The organism is Streptomyces sp. NPDC001880, assembly GCF_053594575.1.
This window is the reverse complement of sequence record NZ_JBSFET010000007.1, coordinates 1-19764: the sequence shown is the minus strand read 5'-3', so window position 1 is coordinate 19764 and position 19764 is coordinate 1. Positions and strand designations below refer to the sequence as shown.

Here is a 19764-nt window from a genome sequence, read left to right as displayed (position 1 = left end):
GAGCACATCGCGGTGCCGGGCCCTCGCGCTTACAGCAGGTGGTCGGCTTTGCCGGCCTTGATGTCGCGGATCATCTGCTGAAGCGCTTCGCGGCTGTCGGTGAGGAAGCGTTCCTCCGAGCCGCTGACGGCGATGTAGCTGTTGCCCTGTTCGTCAGTTCCTATGCGGTAGCAGTTCGCTGCCTCTCCGCAGTACGGGCTCTCCCAAGTGATCTCAGGCATGGTGAGCTTCCCTAAAGGTCGTTGGCGATGGTGAGGATGAAATCGCGGGACCGGCTTGGATTCAGGGCCACTTCACGCATGGCGCCAAGCTGGGCTCGGTACTTTCGCAACTGATGGTCGGAGTCGTAGAACTCTGGGCCGTGGGTGCTGTCGAGCTCTACGGTGTCGAGTTCCGGCACCGGGCCCTCGGCGTAGAGCACCGACTGCCCTGCGCCGGGGAATCCTCCGGCGCTGAAGGGAATGGCGTGCACAGTCACGTCGTGGCGCTCCGACATCTCCAGGATGTGGTGGAGCTGCGCCTTCGCCACTTTCGGCCCGCCGAACTGGGTGCGCAGTGCCGCTTCATACATGATCAGTTCGATCGACGGAGGATTCGCCTTGTCCAGGACTTGGCGGCGCTCCAGGCGCAGGGCCACGCGTACTTCGACGTCGTCTGGGGCGAGCGGAGGAATGACGTGCCCGAAGACGGCGCGGGCGTGTTCCTCGGTATGGAAGAGGCCCGGCATGTGAACCGTCAGGGCAATCCTCAGGCGGCGGGCGTGCCACTCCATCTCAGCCACATCGAGGAAGCCTGCGGGGAGTGAGTTTCGGTACGCGGCCCACCAGGGCGAGCGGTGTCGAGACGTCATGGCGGCCAGAGCGTCGATCAACGCCTCGTTACGGCAACCGTAGGTCGCGGCCATGGCGCGGACGCGCGCGGCGCTGATTCCGGAGCGGCCGGATTCCATGTTCGGGATGTTCGTGCGTGGCACGGCGAGAGCGCGAGCCGCAGCCTCCGTGGTCATGTCGGCGGCTGTGCGCATCTTCCGCAGTTCAGCCCCCAGGCGGCGCTGACGTTCGGTCGGTGCGTTTCTCGGCGGCATCCTTGTCTCCCCTGCTGCCCGGAATTGCTCACAGTCTGCCCCTCCGGTCGGTTGAAGGTCCACCGGCCGACGATGCATCAGAAACGTAGTACACGTACTCCCAAATGCTCTACAGTTAGTGACGCACCGCTCACTCATTGAAGGCGAGTCGGAAGTGCATCACGCGGTCCTGCCCGCAACCTCCTGCCCTGGGAGGGGCGGTCCCGCGTCAGGGAGACAGGCCACCGCTCGTCCGCAACGCAACAACGTGAGCCACCCGTGCGCGCCCACGCGAAAAGAGAGACACCGCCAACTCACCACCCGCACCAGGGGAGTCAGCCATGCATTCATCTCCGATCGCCGCACTCTGTCCGGCCGCCGCCGAGACACGTATGCCGGTCCCGTCCACGCACCCGTATTCGTATCCGCATCCCACCTTGCGAACGAACCCGCAGCCGCACCTGCGGCCCTACCTCCGCTCCAAGGTCCGCGCCGGGCGTGGGCTCGGGCTGAGCTTCACGCTGCCGGGCGACGTCCGCAGCGCGTTCATCGGGCGGACCGTGGTCGCCGCAGCGCTGGAGGCGCACGGGCTCGCCCCGTATGTCTGGCCGGCCGCGCATGTCGTGGACGAGCTGGTCTCCGTCACCGCCAGGATGAGCCCGGGGAAGGAGCTCTACGTGTCCCTGCGCCAGCGGGACGACGCGGTCCGGCTCCTCGTCTGGGACCAGCACCCGCATCACGCCGAACCCGACCTGGCCGCGCTCTGCGAAACGCGGCGGCGACGGGCGCTCTGGCTGCTGGCGGCCGTGGTGGACGACTGGGGCGGGGAGTGGGGCTCCGGCGAGGCCAGAGCACCGCAGCGCGGTATCAAGTCGTGGGTTCAGTTGCCCCGCTGAGGCTGCCCGCCGAACAGATCGACCAGCGTCCCGAGCGAGGCCGCAGCGGTGGCCGCCCGCGCCCGCCCGGTCGCGCACACGGGCCGGTGCACCGGTGTCCCCACCGTCCGAAGAGGCCCGCTGCTCCGGACACACGCACGCGGGGGCCGGTGCGTCCTCGCTCCGCCCCCGCTGCGCGATCGGGAAAGTGCTCAGCTCTTCGGCTGGGTGAAGCGGATGCGGTTGCCGAAGGGGTCGCGGAGGCCGCAGTCGGTTCCGTACGGGCGGTCGGTGGGCTCCTCGGTGAACTCGACGCCCTGGGCAAGCAGCGTCTCGTACGTCTTGCGGCAGTCGTCCGTGGTGAGGATGAGCCAGCCGCCCATCGCTCCCTTGGTCACCAACTCCCTCACCTGCTGGGCTGTTTCCTCGGACACGGCCGGGGCGCCCGGCTTCTCCAGCATGATCTGACGCTCGGGGTGGCCGGGGACGCTGACGGTCAGCCAGCGCATGAAGCCCATGTCCACATCGGCGCTGACCTCCAGGCCGAGCTTGCCGACGTAGAAGTCGAGGGCCTCGTCCTGGTCGAGGACGTAAATCTGCGAGTGCGTGATGGCATTGAACATGTGCATCACGCTACGGGGCACGGCCGGGAAAAACTTATCCAGAACTGCTCAGGTGCTCGGCCGTGCCCATGCCATGGTGAAACACGTCGGGACGCCCGTGGCCGTCGCTTCCTTGCGGTACGTTCTCGGCGACCGGCCGACGATGTCGTGGAACGTACGGCTGAACGTCCCCGGGCTGCCGAAGCCGACCTCGTAGCAGATGTCCGTCACACTGCGGTCGGTCTCCCGCAGCAGGAACATCGCGCGCTCGACACGGCGGCGTTGCAGGTAGCGGTGGGGCGTCTCGCCGAACGTGGCCCGGAACGTACGCGTGAAGTGGGCCGGGGACACATGCGCGATCCGGGCCAGGGCCGGGACGTCCAACGGCTGCGCATAGGCGCGGTCCATGGCGTCCCGCGCCCGCAGCATGCGGCGGTTGGTCTCCTCCACGGCGCGGTTCATGGAGCCATGACACCACACGGCATTCGCGCCCACCGATCCGGAGGACGTTCGGCGCGCTCGGTCAGTCCTCGGACCGGGAGAGCGCGGCGAACGCATCGGGAAGGGAGTCGGGGAGAGGGGCGGAGGGGCGTTGCGTCGAGAGCGGCGTCTTGCCGCAGAACTCCGCCTCGATCGCGTTGACGTAGAGCGATCCGTCCTGCAGCCAGTCGCCGTTGACGTTGAACGTCAGCTGGTGCTTCCCGTCCGGCGTGCCGACCATCGCGGACAGCGAACCGTTCGTACGGCCGCCCTTACCCACCACCTTCACGCCGCAGGACAGCTGGGCGAACTCGACCCCGAGGCCGTAGCCGATCCCGTCGCCCAAGGGCACCTCGTCGAGCATCTCCTCCATCTGCGCGGGAGGCAGCAGTTCCCCTCGAATCAACGATCGTTGGAAGCGGTTGAGGTCTCCGGCAGTCGAGATGATGTCGCCGGCCGCGCCCAGCCAGGTCATGTTCTGCTCGGTGGCGTCATGGATCTCGGCGTCCGGGGCGTCCTGGTGGAAGCGGGAGTACCCGACGGGGTGCGGGTCCGGCATGCGCGGCGACGTGCCGGGGAACGACGTACCGCGCAGGTTCAGCGGCCGGATGATGCGGCGGGTCACCTCCTGCGCGTACGAATGGCCCGTGGCCTTCTCGATGACCATCCCGGCTATCACGAAGTTGGTGTTCGAGTACGACGGCGCCTTCTCCGGATCGGGCTGCGGCGGGTACTTCAGCGCGATCCCCACCAGTTCCTCGGGCGTGTGGGTGTCGTAACGGTGCTCGGGGAAGCCGGGGCCCGCGGCGTTGTGCACGAACTCGGGGTCCTCGGTGTAGTTCGCGATGCCGCTGGTGTGGTTGAGCAGCCGGCGCAGGGTGATCCGGCTGCCGTCGTACCCGTTGCCGCGCACCAGGCCGGGCAGCCAGGTCTCGACCGTGTCGTCCAGGCTCAGCCGCCCCTCCGCCTCCAGCTGGAGCAGCACGGTCGCGATGAACGTCTTGGTGATGCTGGCCCCGCGGAAGTGGTCGCCGGGGGAACGCTCGCGGCCGGTGGCGGTGTCGGCGTAACCGGCTGAGCCGTACCAACTGCCCCTGCTGTCCATGGTCCTGGCGGCGACTCCGGGCAGTCCGCCCTTCTCGACCAGATCGTGCAGCGCCGCTCGGGTCGCCTCGTGGCCGCGTGATGACTGCACCGCGTGCGGTGACTGCACCGCTTGTGCGGGCGGGGCGAATGCGGATGCTCCCACGGCCGCGGTCACGGCCAGTGCGAGTGCGGAGATACGTACAGCCCGTTGCCTCATGCGTCCTGCCTCCATGTCACCGAGGGGGCAGGGGTTGCCTCCTCGGTGACATGGGACGCACAACTCGGCTACCAGGGTTGATCGTTGGGGCGTTTCGCCGAGTCGTCAGTGCTTGGGGGCCCTGGCCGTGATCATCAGGCCGGCGAGCAGACTCGCGAGCAGGGTCAGGCCGGCCGTCCACCAGAGAACGACGGAGTACCCGTGCATGATCGCTTGGTTGAGCTGCTCCAGTGCGTCGAGGAACGATTCCGGCAGGTTCTGCCTGTCGAGCGGGAAGCCGGCCTTGGCCGCATCGACCAGAGAAGCGGGAATGCCCGACGTGTCGGCCAGTTGTGCGGAGATCGCCGAGGTGAGGACCGTGCTGAACAGAGGCCAGGCGGCCCAGCCGCCCAGATTCTGGGCCGCGAGGACCACCGCCGATGTCCCGCCGGTGTCCTGCGGGGCGATGGTGCCGGTCGCGGTGGTGAAGAGCGGTGTGAAGGCCAGGCCGGCCCCGAAGCCGATGAGCAGCGTGCCCGGCAGCACCTGGGCGGTGTACGTGCCGTGGGTGTCGATCCCGGTCAGGATCGCCAGGCCGACCGCCGTCAGCAGGAGGCCCGGCACGATCAGACTGCGGGGCGCCAGCCGGTGGCACAGACGGGCGGCGACCTGGGTGGAGGCGACGGCGGCCGCCCCGGCCATGGGCAGCAGGGCCATGGCGCTCCCGTCCAGGGAGTAGTCGAGGACGCCCTGGAGATACCTGGTCAGGATCAGGAACGTGATGAACAGGCCCAGGCCGAGAATGATCAGGATGAGCAGCGAGCCCGCCCGGTTGCGGTCCCTGAGGACGTGCGCAGGGACGAGGGGGCTGGGTGAACTGCTCTGCCACCACACGAAGCCCGCCAGCAGGAGCGCACCGCCCACGAGGAGGACCAGGGTCGAGAAGTCGGTCCAGCCCGCCGGACCGGGGGTGCCGCCGTCGCGGTCCGCTCCGGCCCGGTCGAAGGCGAAGGCGAGCGCGGTGATCCCGCCGGTGCCGAGCAGCAGGCCCGGTACGTCGAAGCGGGCAGGGCTGCGGACCGGGTGGCGGTCGTGCACCAGGGGGGCCGCGCAGATCGCGAGGAGCAGGGCGAGCGTGGTGGTGGCGTACATGCATACGCGCCAGCTGAGGTTCTCGACCAGCCATGCGTTCGTGAACATGCCGAACGCCAGTCCGCCGCCGGCGACCGCGGCGTAGATCCCGAAGGCCCGGCCGCGCTCCTTCGGGTCGCTGAAGCCCGCCGACACCAGGGCCAGCGCGGACGACGAGAGCAGCGCGGCGGACACACCCTGCAACACGCCGGCGAGGACGAGCAGGCCGGCGGAGGGGGCCAGGCCGGCGGCCATGAAGGCCAGCGCGAAGCCGGCCGCGCCGATGATGAACACCCGTTTGCGGCCCAGGAGATCGCAGAGGTGCCCGCCGAGCAGCAGCAGTGCGCCGAAGGCCAGCAAGTAGGCGGTGGAGAACAGGCGCAGATCGTCGAAGGAGGCGCCCAGGTCGCGGTAGATGGCAGGCAGCGCGGTGTTCGTGATCGCCGTGCCGATCAGCACCAGCAGCTGCGCCAGCGCGGCCATCCCCAGCCCCCACCACCGCATGGGATGCGGGGCCTGGGTGCCGGCCGGGTGCGGGCCGGCCGGTGCGGCCGCAGGCGGCCCGAACCCCGCGGACGGGTGGCGGTCCCCCGGTGTCGTCGGGGTGTACGCGGGCTGCGGGGGGAGTGACTGGGGCCGGTCGGCGTACTGCGGCTGGGCCGGGATGCGCGGGTCCGGCTGTGTGGTCCTCGTCTCCGGCGCGAAGTCCAGCAACTGGGCGGCGTGGCGACCCAGTTGGGCGAGCACCGAGCCCGGCAGCCACTCGCCGCCCTGGTCGGAAGCCGTGCGCGCGGCCACGTCGGCGGGCGTGGGCCGCTGTGCCGGATCCTTGTGCAGGCACGCGCGTACGAGGTCGACGAGCGAATCCGGCACGCCCGTCAGGTCCGCTTCCTCCTCCGCGATCCGGAAGAGGTGGGCGTTCAGGCCGGTCTCCGTGGCGCCGAAGAGCACGCGGCCGGTGGCGGCGTAGACGAGGACCGCGCCCAGGCAGAACACATCGCTGGCCGGGGTGAGTTCGAGCCCGCGCACCTGCTCGGGGGACATGAAGCCGGGCGAGCCGATCAGCATCCCGGTGCGGGTGTGCAGGCTGTCCCCGGCGAGGCTGTCCATAGCCCGCGCGATACCGAAGTCGATCACGCGCGGCCCGTCGACCGTCACCAGTACGTTGGACGGTTTCAGGTCCCGGTGGATCAGGCCCGCGCCGTGCACCGACTCCAGGGCCACGGCCAAGCGGTTGGCGAGGGTGCGGACCGAGTGCTCGGGGAGCGGTCCGAAGTCCTTGGAGACCACGGTGGTGAGGTCGGGCCCGGGGATGTACTGGGTCGCCACCCAGGGCACCTCTGCCTCGGTGTCGGCGTCGAGGACGGCCGCCGTCCACGTCCCGCCCACCCGGCGGGCGGCCGCCACCTCGCGTGCGAACCGCTTGCGGAATTCGGGGTGCTGGGCGTGCTCGGCCTGCACCACCTTCACGGCCACGGTCCGTCCGGCCTCCGAACGGCCGAGGTACACCAGGCCCATGCCGCCCGCACCCAGTCGGGCTATCAGGCGGTACGGGCCGATGTGCAGGGGATCTTCGGCGATCAACTGGTCCACTGAAACAAGGTAGTTGAGGTATCAATGCCGTGGTGCCGAGTCGCGGTGAATGATCGGTGTATGTGTCTGCAGGGGTCGCGTCCTGGGGTCGGGTGCGAGAATCGGGGGATGTACAGGTACCTGGCCGTTCGCTCGGACCTCAGCCACAGCGGGAGCGTCCCGACAGATGTTGTGGTGGACTGCCTGGACTCGATGCCGGGGCTACGGAAGACCGACCTGGTCTTCTACGAGGCGGAAGGCGGCCTCGGCCGGGTCCACGTGACCATCGCCGCGTGCGACAGCGCCGGCAACTATGCCGCGCACAGGGGCAGGGCGCCGCAGCGCGCCAACCTGGTGGAGCTGGTCTGCTGCTCAGCCGACGGCCTGCGCGCCGCACAAGCATTGGCGACGAGGATTGCCGACACGCTCGGCTGGGAGGTGGTGGACACCGAGGCCGATGACGCCCCGGACAGGGGCCGGCCGGCCGGCGACAGCCGCTGAAGTGGTGATGTCCCGCCGACTCGCCCGCGCCTGATTCCCGCCGGCGAGTTCAGCGACGCCCCCTAAGGAGTGCCCTCGGGGTCGGCCGTGGGGACCGGGCCGGGATGCGGGCCGGCTGCCTCGGACTTACGGGCCCAGACGCCGCGGCGCCGGGTCTCGTTCTCCTGGGCCAGGCGGCGCAGGACGGCCAGTACCGGCTCCAGGAGGAGCACGACGACGGCGGCGTGCTCGGCCAGCTTGAAGCGGTCCTCGGTGTCGTCGAGTTCCTTGATCCGGTCCAGGTCGAGCTTCGCGGCGGCAGCGGCCAGTTCGGCGTAGGGCACCAAGTCCTCGGTGCGGTAGTCGGCGCCGATGCGGCCGAGGTCCATGAGGCTCGCAGCGAGGGCGCGGCGGTGCGGCGAGTTCTCGGAGACGTCCCAGCCCATGGCCCGTACCAGCTCGTCGACCCGTGGCGCCTGCTCGTCCACCGCGTCCGTCTCGGCGGCGTCGACCGGCGTGGGGAGCGCGTAGTGCACGACGCCGAGCGTGGCGAGCGGATCGAGGGGCTCGTCCATGGCCGTGAGGACGTCGCGGGTGGCGGCGATCGACAGGCCGCCGCGGGCGGTCAGGGCGCGGATCAGGCGCAGGCGCTGGAGATGCTCGTCCCCGTACAGGCTCAGCGTGGCTCCCAGCTGACGGCCGGGCGGCAGCAGGCCTTCACGCAGGTAGTACTTGATCGTCCCGACCGGTGTTCCGGACAGACGGCTCAGGTCGGAGATTCTCATGTGCGCTCTCGCTCGGTCTGTTCTGTGTGTGACCAGTCTCCCAGGCGCTCCCATGGACCCGCGATTGGGTAGTGTCACTCCCCAGCTGGAAAGTGATACTTTCCAATGCGTCGTCCCCATGCGAAGACGGCACATCCATCCCATTTGTCGATCCGAGCGCCCTGTCGGCGCGCCACCGAAGCTGGAGCCCCTCGTCATGCCCGAACCGACCTCCCTGCCCCGGGTGAGCGCCCGCGGTCTGCTGCGCCGCCGCGGGGTGTGGCTGCCGTCGGCGGTGATCCTCGGCCTGCTGTCGCTCGTCCTGTCCATGCTTTACCTGGGTGCCAACAACGACCCGGTCGGTTCGACGAAAGACCTGCCGATCGCCCTGGTCAACAGCGACCGGGGGGCGGAGGTGGCCGGACAGCGGATCGACCTCGGTGCGCAGATCGCGCCGCAGATCACCGGGTCCGCCGAGCTGAAGGACAAGGTCTCCTGGCAGAAGGTCGATCGCCGCACCGCCGACGACCTGCTCGGTCAGGGCAAGGTGTTCGGCGCGCTCGTCATCCCGGAGGACTTCTCCGCCTCCGTGGCCGCACTCGCCGGGCCGCCCCAGCAGGAACCGCACCCGCCGACCATGACGGTGCTGACCAACCCCGCGGCCGGAAGCTTCGGTTCCGGCATGGCCGCCGAGATCAACCAGAAGGTCGCCGCCACCACCTCCGCGCAGGTGGGCCGCGGGCTCACCCAGGAGCTCGGACGGCACTCCGGGTCCGCCCAGGCCGACGGAGCCGCCGCCCCGGGCACCGCCGCCCAGCTGATGATCGCCGACCCCGTGAAGGTGACCGTCGAGGAGGGGCACCCGCTCGGCACCCACAGCGGCCTCGGACTGAGCGCCTTCTTCTACGCCCTCGTCCTGGTCCTCGGCGGCATGCTGGGCGCCAACGTGATCCACACCCAGGTGGACACGGCGCTCGGCTACATGGCGAACGACAAGGGCCCGTTCCGCTTCGTCAAGCCCGCCCAGCACATGACGCGGCTGCACCACTTCGTGGTCTGCTCGGTGCTCATGGTCGTCCTGTCGATGCTGACCTCCGCGCTCGCGATGGTCGGCGCGGTCGGCGTCGTCGGCATCGACGCCTCGCACCTGGGCCTGCTGTGGATCTTCGGAGCATGCGCCACGGCAGCGATGGGCATCACCGCGCTCGCCCTGCTCGCCGTCTTCGGCACCCCGGGCCCCATCGTCTCCATGCTGGTCCTGATCGGCCTGGCCATCCCGTCGGCCGGCGCCACCATTCCGCTCCAGGCACTCCCGGACTTCTACCGCTTCCTGGCGGAATTCGAGCCGTTCCGCCAGGTGGTCGACGGCGTCAGGTCCATCCTCTACTTCGGTGCGCAGGCCGACGCGGGGCTCGGACGCGCCTGGACCATGACCGCCATCGGCTTCGTCGGGTCGCTCGGCCTCGGTCTCGTCCTCACCCGCCTCTACGACCGCAGGGGGCTGCACCGCTCGGCCCTCCAGCCGGCCCGGCCCCAGCCGCAGTCGTAGCCGCAGCCCGATCCGCGACCGGGCACCCGGTCGGCTCCGGTCGGCTGACCGGCCGCGGGCCGGGTGACCTGGGCGGCATCCGGTCGAACGTGCCGTCCGCGGCCCGGCGACGGAAGCGGGTGCGCGGCGCGGCCGGCCGACGGTGCGAGCGTACGCCGGGCCGGTCGGGGACCCCGTCGTCCCGGCGCATCACCCGACATGCCGACGACCGGCACCCCGCGTAGCGTGAGCGCCGACTACGCAAGGTGTCCGGTGGCGTCGGACGGGAGGCGGGACATGAAGCTCGGTCTGCACTACTGGAACTACTCGACACCGGCCGATCCCGCGCTCATCGCGCCCACGCTCGCGGAGTCGGTGCGGATCGCCGAGCAGGCGGAGATCGCGTCCTTCACCGTGATGGACCACTACTTCCAGATGGAGACCGGCCAGAGCGTCGTCGACGAACCGATGCTGGAGGGATACACCACGCTCGGCTACGTGGCGGCGGTGAGCCAGCGGATGACGCTCGGCCTGATGGTCACGGGCGTGATGTACCGGCACCCCGGCCTGCTGGCGAAGATCGTCACCAGCCTCGACGTGCTGTCGGGCGGCCGGGCGAGACTGGGCATCGGCGCCTCCTGGTACGAGCGGGAGCAGTACGGGCTCGGGGTGCCGGTGGTCCCGGTCGCCGAACGGTTCGAGCGGCTGGAGGAGACCATCCGGATCTGCCTCCAGATGTGGAGCGACGACAACGGCCCGTTCCGGGGCAAGCACTACCAGCTGGCCGAGACGCTCTGCGTACCCGAACCGATCGGCGGGCACCCGCCCATCATGATCGGCGGCGGGGGCGAGCAGAAGACCCTGCTCCTGGTGGCCCGCTACGGGGATGCCTGCAATCTCTTCGCCACCGACCAGGATGAAGTGGCCCACAAGCTCGACGTGCTGCGCGCCCACTGCGACGCGGAGGACCGCGACTACGACGCCATCACCAAGACCGTGATGTACAGCGGCTCGGTGCTGGACAAACCGGCCGCGTTCCTCGCCGACGCCGAGGCGTACGCCGCCCTGGGCATCAGCGAGATCCAGGTGCTGCCCGACCGGCATCCGGTCAGCTACACCCACCAGATCGCCGAACGCATCGCACCCGCCGTCGCCGCGATCGGCTGAGGGCCGTCCCGTAATTCCCGGCGGGTGCGCGACGACGGCTACGGCACCTCGCAATGCGTACGTCTCTCCGCCTTGCGATGCACCGCATCCGACGCCGCGCGCTGATCCACAGGGGATCAGGGGATCAGGGGATCAGGGGATCACGGGACAGCCCTCCTCCGAGGGGGTGCGCCGCGCGCCGAACGGGCCCTACACGCCGGTGGTGCCGTCGACGATCTCCCGGATCAGGTCGAGGTGGCCGTTGTGCCGGGCGGTCTCCTCGATCAGATGCAGGACGATCCAGCGCAGATCGGGGTGGTCGCCGTCGCCGCGCGGGCGCGCGGCCGGTGTGTCCAGGTCGTGGGAGGCGACCAACTCGCGGTAGCGGTTGGTCCGTTCCTCGTACAGCGCCAGCACATCGGCGAGCGGCATGTCCACCGCGATGCGCATCTCGCGGTCGGGGTCCTCGTCCGTCCACGGCCCTTCGTCCTCACCACCGAGGAAGGCCACCTCGAACCAGTAGTACTCGACCCAGCTGAGGTGGTTGATCAGCCCGGCGATCGTCATCAGGGGAGAGCCGGGCAGCGGGGCCCGGCGGGCGTCGTCCGGCGAGATGCCCTCGCATTTCGCGCGTGCGGTGTCGCGGACGTAGTCGAGGAAGGTGGCCAGCTGGGTGCGCTCGTCCCGTGCGGGAGGCGAATCGGTGCGTGTCATCGACGTACACGATCTGCGACGGGACGCCTCCTGTCCATCGGATTGTCCAATGGGGCCCGCCCCTGGGCCCCTGGGCCCACGCCCCGGGGATCGGGCCTCACTACGCTCGTGCACGACCAACTGCGAGCCACCTGGCCGGCGCCGGGAACGAGCGCCTGTCCGGCATGCCCGCACGCATCTGGACTTCACGCTCCACCTGTCTCGCATGGGGTGATGTGTCGATGAGTGACGGATTCTTCTACTCGTACCACCTCGGCTGGAGCCGCCCGGACTCCGAGTCGCTCTTCAACGATCTCGACGCGGCGGGGCTGCGGCTCAGTCACCCGGTCACGAGGCGGGTCACGCTCCTCGGTCCGGGGCCCGGTCCGCGGGGCACCCCGTCGTGGGTGACCAGGGAGCAGCTCGTGCTCCTGGCCGGGCTGCAACGGCTCGACCGCGTCGAGTTCGTGTTGTGGGTGGACAGCGGTGCCGATGTGCCCGCACGCATACGCCGGATGCCGGACGGGGTCGTCGCGCTGGAGTTCGGCTTCGGGCGGCTGACCCCGGACGAACAGGAGGTGGCCGCCAGGGCGATCAGGGAGGCGATAGGGCGGGCCTCCGTCCTCTGCATCGGCTTCGTCGTCGACCGTGAGGGCGCCTCCGTGGCGACCGACTGGAGCGGCGTCGTCATCAACGGAACGACGTACTTCGACAGTTGGCCGGACACGCTCGCCGTGCGGCACGAGATCGCCGCGATGCAGCCGCAGTTGGCGGGGGTGGCCTCGTACGACCAGTCGCCCTGGATGCTGTTCGGGAGCGAGGTGCCCGTCCGGTAGCGAGGTGGCCGTCCGGTGGCGAGGTGGCCGTCCGGTGGCGACGGGTCCGCCGCCCCGGTGCTCCGCTCCCCGACTTCCGTCGTATTCGGCAACTTTGAGCCTTGCATTGGGTCCTGAGGCCCATGCCCCGAAGGGTGCCGGTGTGGTCGGATGAGTGGAATGGCTGAACTGTAGCCGTACACCGGCAAGCTGGGGGACTCGTCGTGTCTGGCATAGGTGGATTTGCGGTTTCGGGCGGTGCCGGCGGGGGAGTCGCCGGTGGGGGAGTCGCCGTGGGCCGGGCGGGGGGCAGGCAGTCCCTGCCGCGTCCGCTGCAGGCGGTGCTGATCCTCGTACGGCTCCTCTTCGCGGCCGCCGTTCTGGGCGGCATCGGTGTGCTGACGGTGGCATCGGCGGTCGACGAGATCGACGGCCGGCTGCTCGGGCTGCTGCTGTACGCGGCGCTGCCGAGCGTGTTCGCTTTCGTGCTCTCGCTGTACGTGCGCACGGGCGGCGTCTGGGTCCGGCGCGGGCTGCTCGCCATGCACATCTGGCTCACCTTCGGCGCGCTGGCGAACCTCGGCGAGGGCGGACGCGGTGTCACGCAGCTGGTGATACCGGTCGCCGTCGTCGTCCTGCTGTTCCGGGCGAGCTCGCGCGAATGGTTCGAGCTGCCCCTCGAACAGCGTGCGCCGCACCGGCGGTTCAGCATCGCGCGCATGATCAGGTGGCGCCGGGACGACGCCGGTCAGACCGCGATGGAATACCTCGGCATGGTCCTGGTGGTCGTGGCCCTCATCGGCGGGCTCGTCGTCACGGGGATCGGCGCCCAGCTGACCGGCGGGTTGCAGGACGCGATCTGCCGGCTCACCGGCAGCGCCTGCCCGGCGCCCGGCAGCAATGTGGAGGCGGGAGGCGGCAAGGGCTCCGGCGGTTCGTCCGCCTCCGGCGGCACCGATGCCGGTGATACGGACGCGGGCGGATCGGTCGCCACGGGCGGCACGGACTCCGGGGGTTCGGACACGGCCGGGGGCTCCGACGCGGCCGGGGGCTCCGACGCGGCCGGGGGCTCCAACGCGGCCGGCGGCACCGACGCCTCCGGCGGATCAGGATCGGCGGGCAGCGCGGGCAACGGCTCGGGCGGCTCCGGAGGCTCCGGCGGCTCCGGCGGCGACGACACCGTCACCCAGGTCGACGACGGCGGCGACGACATCGACAGCTCCGGCGAGCCGGACGGCGGCGACGACCTGGACGACGGCGGTGGCGACGGCGGCGACGACCAGCCCGGCGAGAGCTGCACCTCCGGCGTCGGCGCGTTCTTCTCCTGCGCCGCGCACCAGACCGGCGGCTTCTTCGAGGGCCTGATCGGCGACGGTCTGTGGGGCGACATCACCGGCACGATCGACACGATCATCCACCCCGTCGAGGCCTGGGAAGGCCTGAAGGAATACGGCAGCAGCCTCGGCGACAAGTGGAGCCAGGACTCCAAGGACGCCGGAGACAAGTGGTCCGATGGTGACTACCTCGGCGCGGTCTGGGACTGGACCAAGGCGTCCGGCGGCACCGGCCTGAAGGTCCTCGACGACGTGTTCATCGGCGACGACGTCCGGGACATGTGGAAGAACGGCAACGAGGGCCAGGCGATCGGTACCGGCCTGTGGAACATCGGCTCGCTGTTCATCCCGGGCTACGGCGAGGCCAAGCTCGTCGGCAAACTCGGAAAGCTGGGCAAGCTCGGGAAACTCGGCAAGCTGGGCGAAGTCGCCCAGAAGGCCTCAGAGGCCGCGTCCAAGGCGAAGAAGGCCGCCAAGGCGGGCGATGTCACGGCCGCGGAGAAGGCCGCGCAGGAAGCGCAGCAGCACGCCGACGACGCCGCCGAGCAGGCCGGGCTCAAGGGCTGCACCGTCGGGATGGGCGGTCGCGTACGGGTCCCGTACGGCAGCGGTGCGGGCGTCGGACTGCCCGGCTCCGGCACCGGCCTCCTGGCCGCGCCGCCCGCCTCCGTGCCCGTCGGTTTCCTCATGGGGAAGTGCGACGAGGTCGACCCGGAGAAGAAGGCCGCCGCCGACGAGGCCCAGCGGCTGGCCGACGAGGCGAAGAAGGCCGCGGACGCGGCCAAGCGCCGCAAGGCCCTGGAAGCCGCCCAGAACGAACCGAAGCCGGCCTGGTACAAGGACCTCAAGGACCCGCCGGCCGGGGCCAAGGACGGCGGCGAGGGCAACTGGCAGGAGATCAAGCCCGGCGTCTGGAACTACCCGACCGAGATGGGTGCCCGCTACCAGGAGCAGATCTCCAAGGTGGGCCGCGGCAAGGAGTACCGGGTGCCGCTGGACAAGCTCACCGGGAAGCCGGTCGACTTCGACGGCTGGGACGCCTCGCGGGGTACCTACCTGGAGGCGAAGTACGGGTACACGGGCAAGAAGTACTACAACGCCGAGACCGGGGAACTCGCGCAGGATCTCGCCGACCGCTGGGCCGAACAGGCAACCCGCCAGCTGGACGCTGCACGGGGCAAGCCGGTCGAGTGGCACCTGTCCGATCCCGACGTGGCCACCGCGGCCCGGAAGATGTTCCGGTCTCGGAATATCGACGTTAAGGTGATCAACACGCCGGGAGACATCGTCGGCTGAACGCGGACGCCAGGCGCAATTCCGAAGGTCGAGGGAGAGTCCCGTGCTTCATTTCGTCGTCAACGGTTCTTGGGGCATCCGGAGTGAGGACGTCCGCGAGATCGGCAGACGATGGGCAAAGACTCTCACCGCGCTCGGGGAGCTGGACGGCGCCACATTCGGCGACTGGCACGAGGCCGGGCACGACGATGCCTCCGACCGCGTGGTGCTGCCGTCGCAGGACCCGGTGTCGCACGACGTACTGGTCGATTACATCGAGGACAGGAACCAGGGCCCCGATCTCGACGTGGTCGGCTACACGACTTCCCTCTGGGCGCACAATTCCGGGAAGCTGCGCGTCACCTCGGCCATTCGCGCGGGTGGATCATCGCAGTACATCACGAATTCGATCGCGCTCGTCTTCCGCTCGCGCGAGCTGGACGAATCGACCGAGGTGATCCGGCGGGCGCCAGAAATCCTGCGGATCATCGCCGAGGCATGGGACATCGACGCCGGTCAGGTGTACAACGATTCCCAGTACGACGCGGTGGCCGATGAATTCGACCTGAAGAATTCCGACCCCCGGTGCGGTCGGGCGGTGTACCTCTCCGCCGGGCGGGCGGCGTCGGCGCCCGAGGGGCTCGACGGTACGTACATCCGTACCGCGGCCGACGGCCTGATCATCGATCTCACCCGGGGCGGCACGACCGTACCGGACAACGAGAAGATCATCGAGACCAACAGGGAACTGCGGGCGGCCGGTTCGCTGACGCCGCTCCCGTTGCCGATCGACCGCGACAAGTTCTGACGGCTGCGGGCCCGCACACCTCCGAGCGCCCGCTCACTCCCCGAGCGGGCATACATCTCTCTCAGAGCCAGCCCCGCATCGCCGCGAACCCCAGCAGCAGTCCCACCGCGAACACCCCGAGCCCGAGCGCGAACACCGCGGGCATCACCACCGGACCCCATGCCCCGGGTCCGGCCACCGTGGCGTGCTTCGCCGGGTCGGCCGGGTCGTAACTGACCCGGACCGGCGCCCCGACCCGGAAGCCGAACGGGCCCGGGGCGTGGTCGGTGAACTCGATGTCGCGGCCGTCGCGGGTGCGGAACGCGAAGACGTACTCGGTGGCGTAGCTCCGCTCCATGCCCGGTCCCCGGTCGACCGTCCGGCGGTCCGCGCACCGCCCCTCGGCGCGCTCGCCGTGCCGCACCAGCCGCAGCACCCGGTTCAGGCGCAGCGCGGAACGGATCGCGAACGCGCCGAGGAACAGGCCGAACAGCAGCAGGAACGTGGCCGTGCCGCCGGGCAGGATCTGCATGGACGAGCGCTCCCGGTCCGCTACTTGACCGTGATCGAGTCGACGAACGCGTCGAGGTCCTGCGCGCTCAGCGAGCCCTTCACCGCGTTGAGCCGGACCGCGAACGGCACGTCCTTCGAATCGACCCCCGCCACCACGACCCCCGTCATCCGGGTGCCAGGCGCCGGGGTCCGCTCCTCGCCGCTCGATGTGAACTCGTAGTCGATCCGGCGCGCGTCACGGGCGCCCTCCGCACCCGCGAGCCGCACCTCCTCGGTCTCCTTGCGGGTCGCGCCGACACCGATGCCGGCGCCCGCCGCGGACGCCGCCTCGGCGGCGCTGTCCACGCCCGTGGCGAAGTCGAGCTGCACGGAGACCATTCCGGTGCGCAGCCCGCCCTCCTCCTTGACCGCGACGGCCGCGTTGGCCTTGGCCCGGTCGGCCGCGGGCTGCTCCTTGTAGCCCTTGTCCCCGGGGTAGCCGACGGAGAGGCTCTTGGTGTCGAGCTTGCTCCAGCCCTCCGGGAGTGCGGCGGTCTCCCCGCCGCAGCCGGTGAGCAGGGCGAAGCCGATGGCGGCGGCAGCGGTCGCGCCGATCGTCCGGTACGTCTTCTTCGTCGTCATCGCCTATCGCCTCTTCGTCGTGCCCGGTCGGTGCTTCCCGTACCGCTACTTCGCGCAGTAGCTGTACGGAAGGTACGAGCGCTTGTCGCCCTGCGGAGCCCCGAGGAACTCCGCGTCCGCCAGTGTCTCCTTCTTGTGCTCGTCGGAGATGGAGAATCCCAGACTCATGCCGAGCGAGACCTCGAAGCCGAACTCCTGGGCGTCCGTCTGACCGTTGTACTTCATCCTGCTCGACAGGCCGTCCTCGTACATCAGCTGCTCGAAGGGGTCGGTACCGGTGGGCTTCTGCTCCAGGGAGCGATCGCCGAACAGGTACTCGAACGGGGCGGTGTTGTTGCCGGAGCCGTCCAGCCACTGCTCGGCGACGGCCCGCTTGTCCTCGGTGGCCTGGTCGGTGTCCTTGCCGAAGACGATCGAGTTCGTCACGACCTCGATACCGGTGTCGCCGGAGGAGTCGGAGCCGCTGACCTTGCCGCCGCGCTTGTCCTTGCCCTTCTCGCCGTTGTCGCCGCTGATGTCGCCCTTGCCGCTCGTCGAGCCGTTCTCGACGGTCTGGGTCATGTCGATGCGGACGATCTTTCCGGTCTTCTGGTCACGGGTGACGGTGATCGCCCCGGTCCGGTTGCTCTTCGCGGAAACCGTGCCGCCCAGCGGACCGTCCGAAGCGCCGACCTTGCCCTCCAGGTCGAGCTTGGCGGTGTACGTGTACGACTCGTTGCCGTTGACGTCGTCCTTGGTGATGGTGACCTCGGGGGAGAACTTCGCCTTGCCGCCGAGCTTCGCGCCGAGCTTGTCCTCGTCGCCCGAGCTGATGGAGAGTCCGCCGTCCGCGAAGACGTTGAGACCGATGGTCGAGTAGGAGATCTTCTTGTCCCCGATCTTCTTCTCGACGTCCTTCTTCTTGTCGGCCCACTTCATCCCGGAGTACCAGCCACCGCCGTAGCCGCCGCTGTACTTGGTCGAGGTCTCCCACATCTTCATCTCTTCGATGTCGTCCCGCATCTTCTGGGCTTCTTCCTCGCTCTTGAAGACCCAGGTGTCACCGTTGGTGATCTTGATGCCGCCGCCGACGTCCACATCCGCCTTGCCCAGCTTGCCGAGCTTGACGCCGGGGGTGCTGGCGGTGGCATTGGCCGAGGCGGCGTCCGTGAACGTCATGTAGACCAGCTTGTCGTTCTCGTCGACCTTGCCGTCCTCGTTCACATCCGTCTTGGCCTGGCTGACCTTCTGCTGGAAGCCGTACTCGTTGCCCCACTCGAACCAGCCGATCTTGACCTTGCCACCGACCGTGTCGGAGATGCTGGAGACCTGGCACATCTTGGGCTCGTAGTCGGCGTCCGTCTTCGGCTTCGCGGTGGTGTCGCCGCCACCCGTGGAGCAGCTGCCACCGCCGCCGCCCAGCGAGCTGATGGCGCAGCGGATGCGCTCGCCGATCTGGCCGCCGACACCCGCCATGGACATCGCGCCGATCAGTGTGACGACGAGGACGACCACCCCGAGGTACTCCATGGCGGTGGCGCCGCCGTCCCGCCAGGAGTACGGCTGGTACGGAGCGGGCTCCGGCTCGTCCGCGCGGTCGTCCAGGAGCCGGTCGACGGCCAGCCCCGCCGCCGCACCGGTCGCCAGCGAGACGACCGGCATCAACGTGCCCTCGGTGTCCACGAGATGCCAGGACACGGCCAGTCCGTAGACGAACGCGGCCAGCGGGACGGTGAGGGCGGCGGCGAGGGTCAGCAGACGCGACTCGCGGTACTCGTCGGGCAGGAGCCGGGCGGAGGCCAGGACCGTGAGGACGGTCGTGATGACGTTGGGCACGTGGATCAGGGCCAGACGCCAGCCGAAACTCGTCAGCCGCTCGTCGGAGGCCAGCAGTTCGAGCAGTCCGCGCGACACCAGGTACCCGGCGGCGATGTACACCAGGGCGCCGGCGGCCCAGCTGCGGGTCAGTGCGAAGAACACGCCACTGCTCGCGCCGGAGCCACCACCCCCGTTCCGCGGTGGTATGTGGCCCGCGCCTCCGCTTCCCCAGCCCCCGCCACCCGTCACGGTTCTTCCTCTCCGACGCTCACTTGCCATGCCTGTGCCCGTAGTTCTGCATTCGGGTCGTCGTGAGCGTACGGGTGTACGAGCCGTGTGACCTGGGCCCTTGGCCCCAAAGTCGGGCCCAACGGCGATGCCCCGCCCCGCCGCGAGAAGCGGAGGGACGGGGCGTCGGGGAGGGGAGAGGGGAGAGGGATACGGCCGGGTCAGTCCAGGTCGTCCGCGAACGTTCCCGCGCGTTCGGCCACCTCCGGTCTGCGGACCCGCAGCACGGCGAAGCCGACGACACCGACGACCAGAGCGCCGACGAACACGTACGGCAGCACGTTCAGCGGCCAGACCGGGACCGGCCACAGGTTGCGGTAGAAGACGTAGATCATCGCGGCGGCACCGATCAGCCCCAGGCCCCAGGTGACGAGCAGACCGCGGGCCCCGATCCGGCGGACGAACAGCGGCGCGGCCAGACACACCAGGGCCTGGGACAACCCCGGCGAGGACGAGGCCGAGGTGCTCCGGTCCATCGCCCCGGCCCTGCCGCTGTCCCGCACGAAGCTCAGGCCGTAGGGCGGGTTTCGAAAGTCCCGCCTGGCCGGGGGCGTCCGGCACTTCCCCGAGCTCTCGGCTTCGCTCGAGCAGGGAGACCCTGTCGCTCGCCGCGTCGTCGGCCGTCGGCGCAGCCCGCCGCGCTCTCCGCCCTCCGCCTTGCGAGCGCACGCACCGGACGCCCCCGACCCCGCCCTCCGGGCGGACGACGCCACTTCCG

At 69.9% G+C, this 19764-nt stretch carries 19 protein-coding genes; 7 read left to right on the top strand and 12 right to left on the bottom strand.

Features of this window, described 5'->3' with window-relative positions:
- Positions 1 to 29: 29 nt before the first annotated feature.
- Positions 30 to 221, bottom strand: coding sequence for a hypothetical protein (locus ACWCQ6_RS06225; RefSeq protein ID WP_451085954.1), 192 nt, complete (start codon positions 219 to 221; stop codon positions 30 to 32).
- An 11-nt stretch (positions 222 to 232) separates the two neighbouring features.
- Positions 233 to 1084 (bottom strand): helix-turn-helix domain-containing protein, encoded by an 852-nt coding sequence (locus ACWCQ6_RS06220; RefSeq protein ID WP_451085952.1) that lies wholly within the window; start codon positions 1082 to 1084, stop codon positions 233 to 235.
- A gap of 416 nt (positions 1085 to 1500) precedes the next feature.
- Between ACWCQ6_RS06220 and ACWCQ6_RS06215 the strand changes: the two genes are divergently transcribed.
- Positions 1501 to 1959 carry an ATP-binding protein gene (locus ACWCQ6_RS06215; RefSeq protein ID WP_451085950.1) on the top strand — a complete coding sequence of 153 codons (459 nt, stop codon included), beginning with the start codon at positions 1501 to 1503 and terminating at the stop codon, positions 1957 to 1959.
- 191 nt (positions 1960 to 2150) lie between these two features.
- On the opposite strand, the gene ACWCQ6_RS06210 is transcribed toward ACWCQ6_RS06215, so the two are convergent.
- From ACWCQ6_RS06210 to ACWCQ6_RS06195, 4 genes are all read right to left on the bottom strand, one after another.
- Positions 2151 to 2561 carry a VOC family protein gene (locus ACWCQ6_RS06210; protein ID WP_451085948.1) on the bottom strand — a complete coding sequence of 137 codons (411 nt, stop codon included), beginning with the start codon at positions 2559 to 2561 and terminating at the stop codon, positions 2151 to 2153.
- A gap of 48 nt (positions 2562 to 2609) precedes the next feature.
- A complete protein-coding gene (locus ACWCQ6_RS06205) occupies positions 2610 to 3002 on the bottom strand; it encodes a helix-turn-helix domain-containing protein (protein WP_451085946.1) in 393 nt (130 codons plus the stop codon).
- 61 nt (positions 3003 to 3063) lie between these two features.
- Positions 3064 to 4323: a serine hydrolase domain-containing protein gene (locus ACWCQ6_RS06200; protein WP_451085944.1), complete on the bottom strand. Its 1260-nt coding sequence runs from the start codon at positions 4321 to 4323 to the stop codon at positions 3064 to 3066.
- 105 nt (positions 4324 to 4428) lie between these two features.
- A complete protein-coding gene (locus ACWCQ6_RS06195) occupies positions 4429 to 7026 on the bottom strand; it encodes an MDR family MFS transporter (RefSeq protein ID WP_451085942.1) in 2598 nt (865 codons plus the stop codon).
- Between the two features lie 108 nt (positions 7027 to 7134).
- Here ACWCQ6_RS06195 and ACWCQ6_RS06190 point away from each other — a divergent pair, with 108 nt between their 5' ends.
- Positions 7135 to 7506 (top strand): hypothetical protein, encoded by a 372-nt coding sequence (locus ACWCQ6_RS06190; RefSeq protein WP_451085940.1) that lies wholly within the window; start codon positions 7135 to 7137, stop codon positions 7504 to 7506.
- A gap of 62 nt (positions 7507 to 7568) precedes the next feature.
- Here the strand turns inward: ACWCQ6_RS06190 and ACWCQ6_RS06185 are convergent, their stop codons facing one another.
- Positions 7569 to 8270, bottom strand: a complete 702-nt coding sequence (locus ACWCQ6_RS06185) for a MerR family transcriptional regulator (protein ID WP_451085938.1) — start codon at positions 8268 to 8270, stop codon at positions 7569 to 7571.
- Between the two features lie 196 nt (positions 8271 to 8466).
- Here ACWCQ6_RS06185 and ACWCQ6_RS06180 point away from each other — a divergent pair, with 196 nt between their 5' ends.
- Together ACWCQ6_RS06180 and ACWCQ6_RS06175 are read left to right on the top strand one after the other, a co-directional pair.
- A complete protein-coding gene (locus ACWCQ6_RS06180; RefSeq protein ID WP_451085936.1) occupies positions 8467 to 9798 on the top strand; it encodes a DUF3533 domain-containing protein in 1332 nt (443 codons plus the stop codon).
- 276 nt (positions 9799 to 10074) lie between these two features.
- Complete coding sequence (locus ACWCQ6_RS06175; RefSeq protein ID WP_451085934.1) at positions 10075 to 10944, top strand: LLM class F420-dependent oxidoreductase; 870 nt, start codon at positions 10075 to 10077, stop codon at positions 10942 to 10944.
- Positions 10945 to 11133: 189 nt separating this feature from the next.
- Here the strand turns inward: ACWCQ6_RS06175 and ACWCQ6_RS06170 are convergent, their stop codons facing one another.
- A complete protein-coding gene (locus tag ACWCQ6_RS06170; protein ID WP_451085932.1) occupies positions 11134 to 11637 on the bottom strand; it encodes a DinB family protein in 504 nt (167 codons plus the stop codon).
- Between the two features lie 221 nt (positions 11638 to 11858).
- On the opposite strand from ACWCQ6_RS06170, the gene ACWCQ6_RS06165 reads away from it, so the two are divergent.
- From ACWCQ6_RS06165 to ACWCQ6_RS06155, 3 genes are all read left to right on the top strand, one after another.
- Entirely contained in the window at positions 11859 to 12452 is a 594-nt protein-coding gene (locus ACWCQ6_RS06165) for a hypothetical protein (protein ID WP_451085930.1), read from the top strand.
- 272 nt (positions 12453 to 12724) lie between these two features.
- Positions 12725 to 15061, top strand: coding sequence for a Tox-REase-5 domain-containing protein (locus ACWCQ6_RS06160; protein ID WP_451085928.1), 2337 nt, complete (start codon positions 12725 to 12727; stop codon positions 15059 to 15061).
- 43 nt (positions 15062 to 15104) lie between these two features.
- A complete protein-coding gene (locus ACWCQ6_RS06155) occupies positions 15105 to 15848 on the top strand; it encodes an Imm52 family immunity protein (RefSeq protein WP_451085926.1) in 744 nt (247 codons plus the stop codon).
- Positions 15849 to 15909: 61 nt separating this feature from the next.
- Here the strand turns inward: ACWCQ6_RS06155 and ACWCQ6_RS06150 are convergent, their stop codons facing one another.
- The 4 genes from ACWCQ6_RS06150 to ACWCQ6_RS06135 form a co-directional block, all read right to left on the bottom strand.
- A complete protein-coding gene (locus tag ACWCQ6_RS06150; protein ID WP_451085924.1) occupies positions 15910 to 16359 on the bottom strand; it encodes a DUF3592 domain-containing protein in 450 nt (149 codons plus the stop codon).
- A 20-nt stretch (positions 16360 to 16379) separates the two neighbouring features.
- Positions 16380 to 16961, bottom strand: coding sequence for a hypothetical protein (locus ACWCQ6_RS06145; protein WP_451085922.1), 582 nt, complete (start codon positions 16959 to 16961; stop codon positions 16380 to 16382).
- Between the two features lie 45 nt (positions 16962 to 17006).
- Positions 17007 to 19007, bottom strand: a complete 2001-nt coding sequence (locus ACWCQ6_RS06140; RefSeq protein ID WP_451085920.1) for a hypothetical protein — start codon at positions 19005 to 19007, stop codon at positions 17007 to 17009.
- Positions 19008 to 19207: 200 nt separating this feature from the next.
- Entirely contained in the window at positions 19208 to 19522 is a 315-nt protein-coding gene (locus ACWCQ6_RS06135) for a hypothetical protein (RefSeq protein WP_451085918.1), read from the bottom strand.
- Positions 19523 to 19764 lie beyond the last annotated feature (242 nt).

Excerpts from the sequence above, each read along its gene's own strand:
- ACWCQ6_RS06225 (WP_451085954.1), bottom strand. The coding sequence starts at position 221 with ATGCCTGAGATCACTTGGGAGAGCCCGTACTGCGGAGAGGCAGCGAAC.
- ACWCQ6_RS06220 (WP_451085952.1), bottom strand. The coding sequence starts at position 1,084 with ATGCCGCCGAGAAACGCACCGACCGAACGTCAGCGCCGCCTGGGGGCT.
- ACWCQ6_RS06165 (WP_451085930.1), top strand. The coding sequence starts at position 11,859 with ATGAGTGACGGATTCTTCTACTCGTACCACCTCGGCTGGAGCCGCCCG.
- ACWCQ6_RS06150 (WP_451085924.1), bottom strand. The coding sequence starts at position 16,359 with ATGCAGATCCTGCCCGGCGGCACGGCCACGTTCCTGCTGCTGTTCGGC.
- ACWCQ6_RS06205 (WP_451085946.1), bottom strand. The coding sequence starts at position 3,002 with ATGAACCGCGCCGTGGAGGAGACCAACCGCCGCATGCTGCGGGCGCGG.
- ACWCQ6_RS06180 (WP_451085936.1), top strand. The coding sequence starts at position 8,467 with ATGCCCGAACCGACCTCCCTGCCCCGGGTGAGCGCCCGCGGTCTGCTG.
- ACWCQ6_RS06175 (WP_451085934.1), top strand. The coding sequence starts at position 10,075 with ATGAAGCTCGGTCTGCACTACTGGAACTACTCGACACCGGCCGATCCC.
- ACWCQ6_RS06200 (WP_451085944.1), bottom strand. The coding sequence starts at position 4,323 with ATGAGGCAACGGGCTGTACGTATCTCCGCACTCGCACTGGCCGTGACC.
- ACWCQ6_RS06145 (WP_451085922.1), bottom strand. The coding sequence starts at position 16,961 with ATGACGACGAAGAAGACGTACCGGACGATCGGCGCGACCGCTGCCGCC.
- ACWCQ6_RS06135 (WP_451085918.1), bottom strand. The coding sequence starts at position 19,522 with ATGGACCGGAGCACCTCGGCCTCGTCCTCGCCGGGGTTGTCCCAGGCC.
- ACWCQ6_RS06185 (WP_451085938.1), bottom strand. The coding sequence starts at position 8,270 with ATGAGAATCTCCGACCTGAGCCGTCTGTCCGGAACACCGGTCGGGACG.
- ACWCQ6_RS06210 (WP_451085948.1), bottom strand. The coding sequence starts at position 2,561 with ATGTTCAATGCCATCACGCACTCGCAGATTTACGTCCTCGACCAGGAC.
- ACWCQ6_RS06190 (WP_451085940.1), top strand. The coding sequence starts at position 7,135 with ATGTACAGGTACCTGGCCGTTCGCTCGGACCTCAGCCACAGCGGGAGC.
- ACWCQ6_RS06170 (WP_451085932.1), bottom strand. The coding sequence starts at position 11,637 with ATGACACGCACCGATTCGCCTCCCGCACGGGACGAGCGCACCCAGCTG.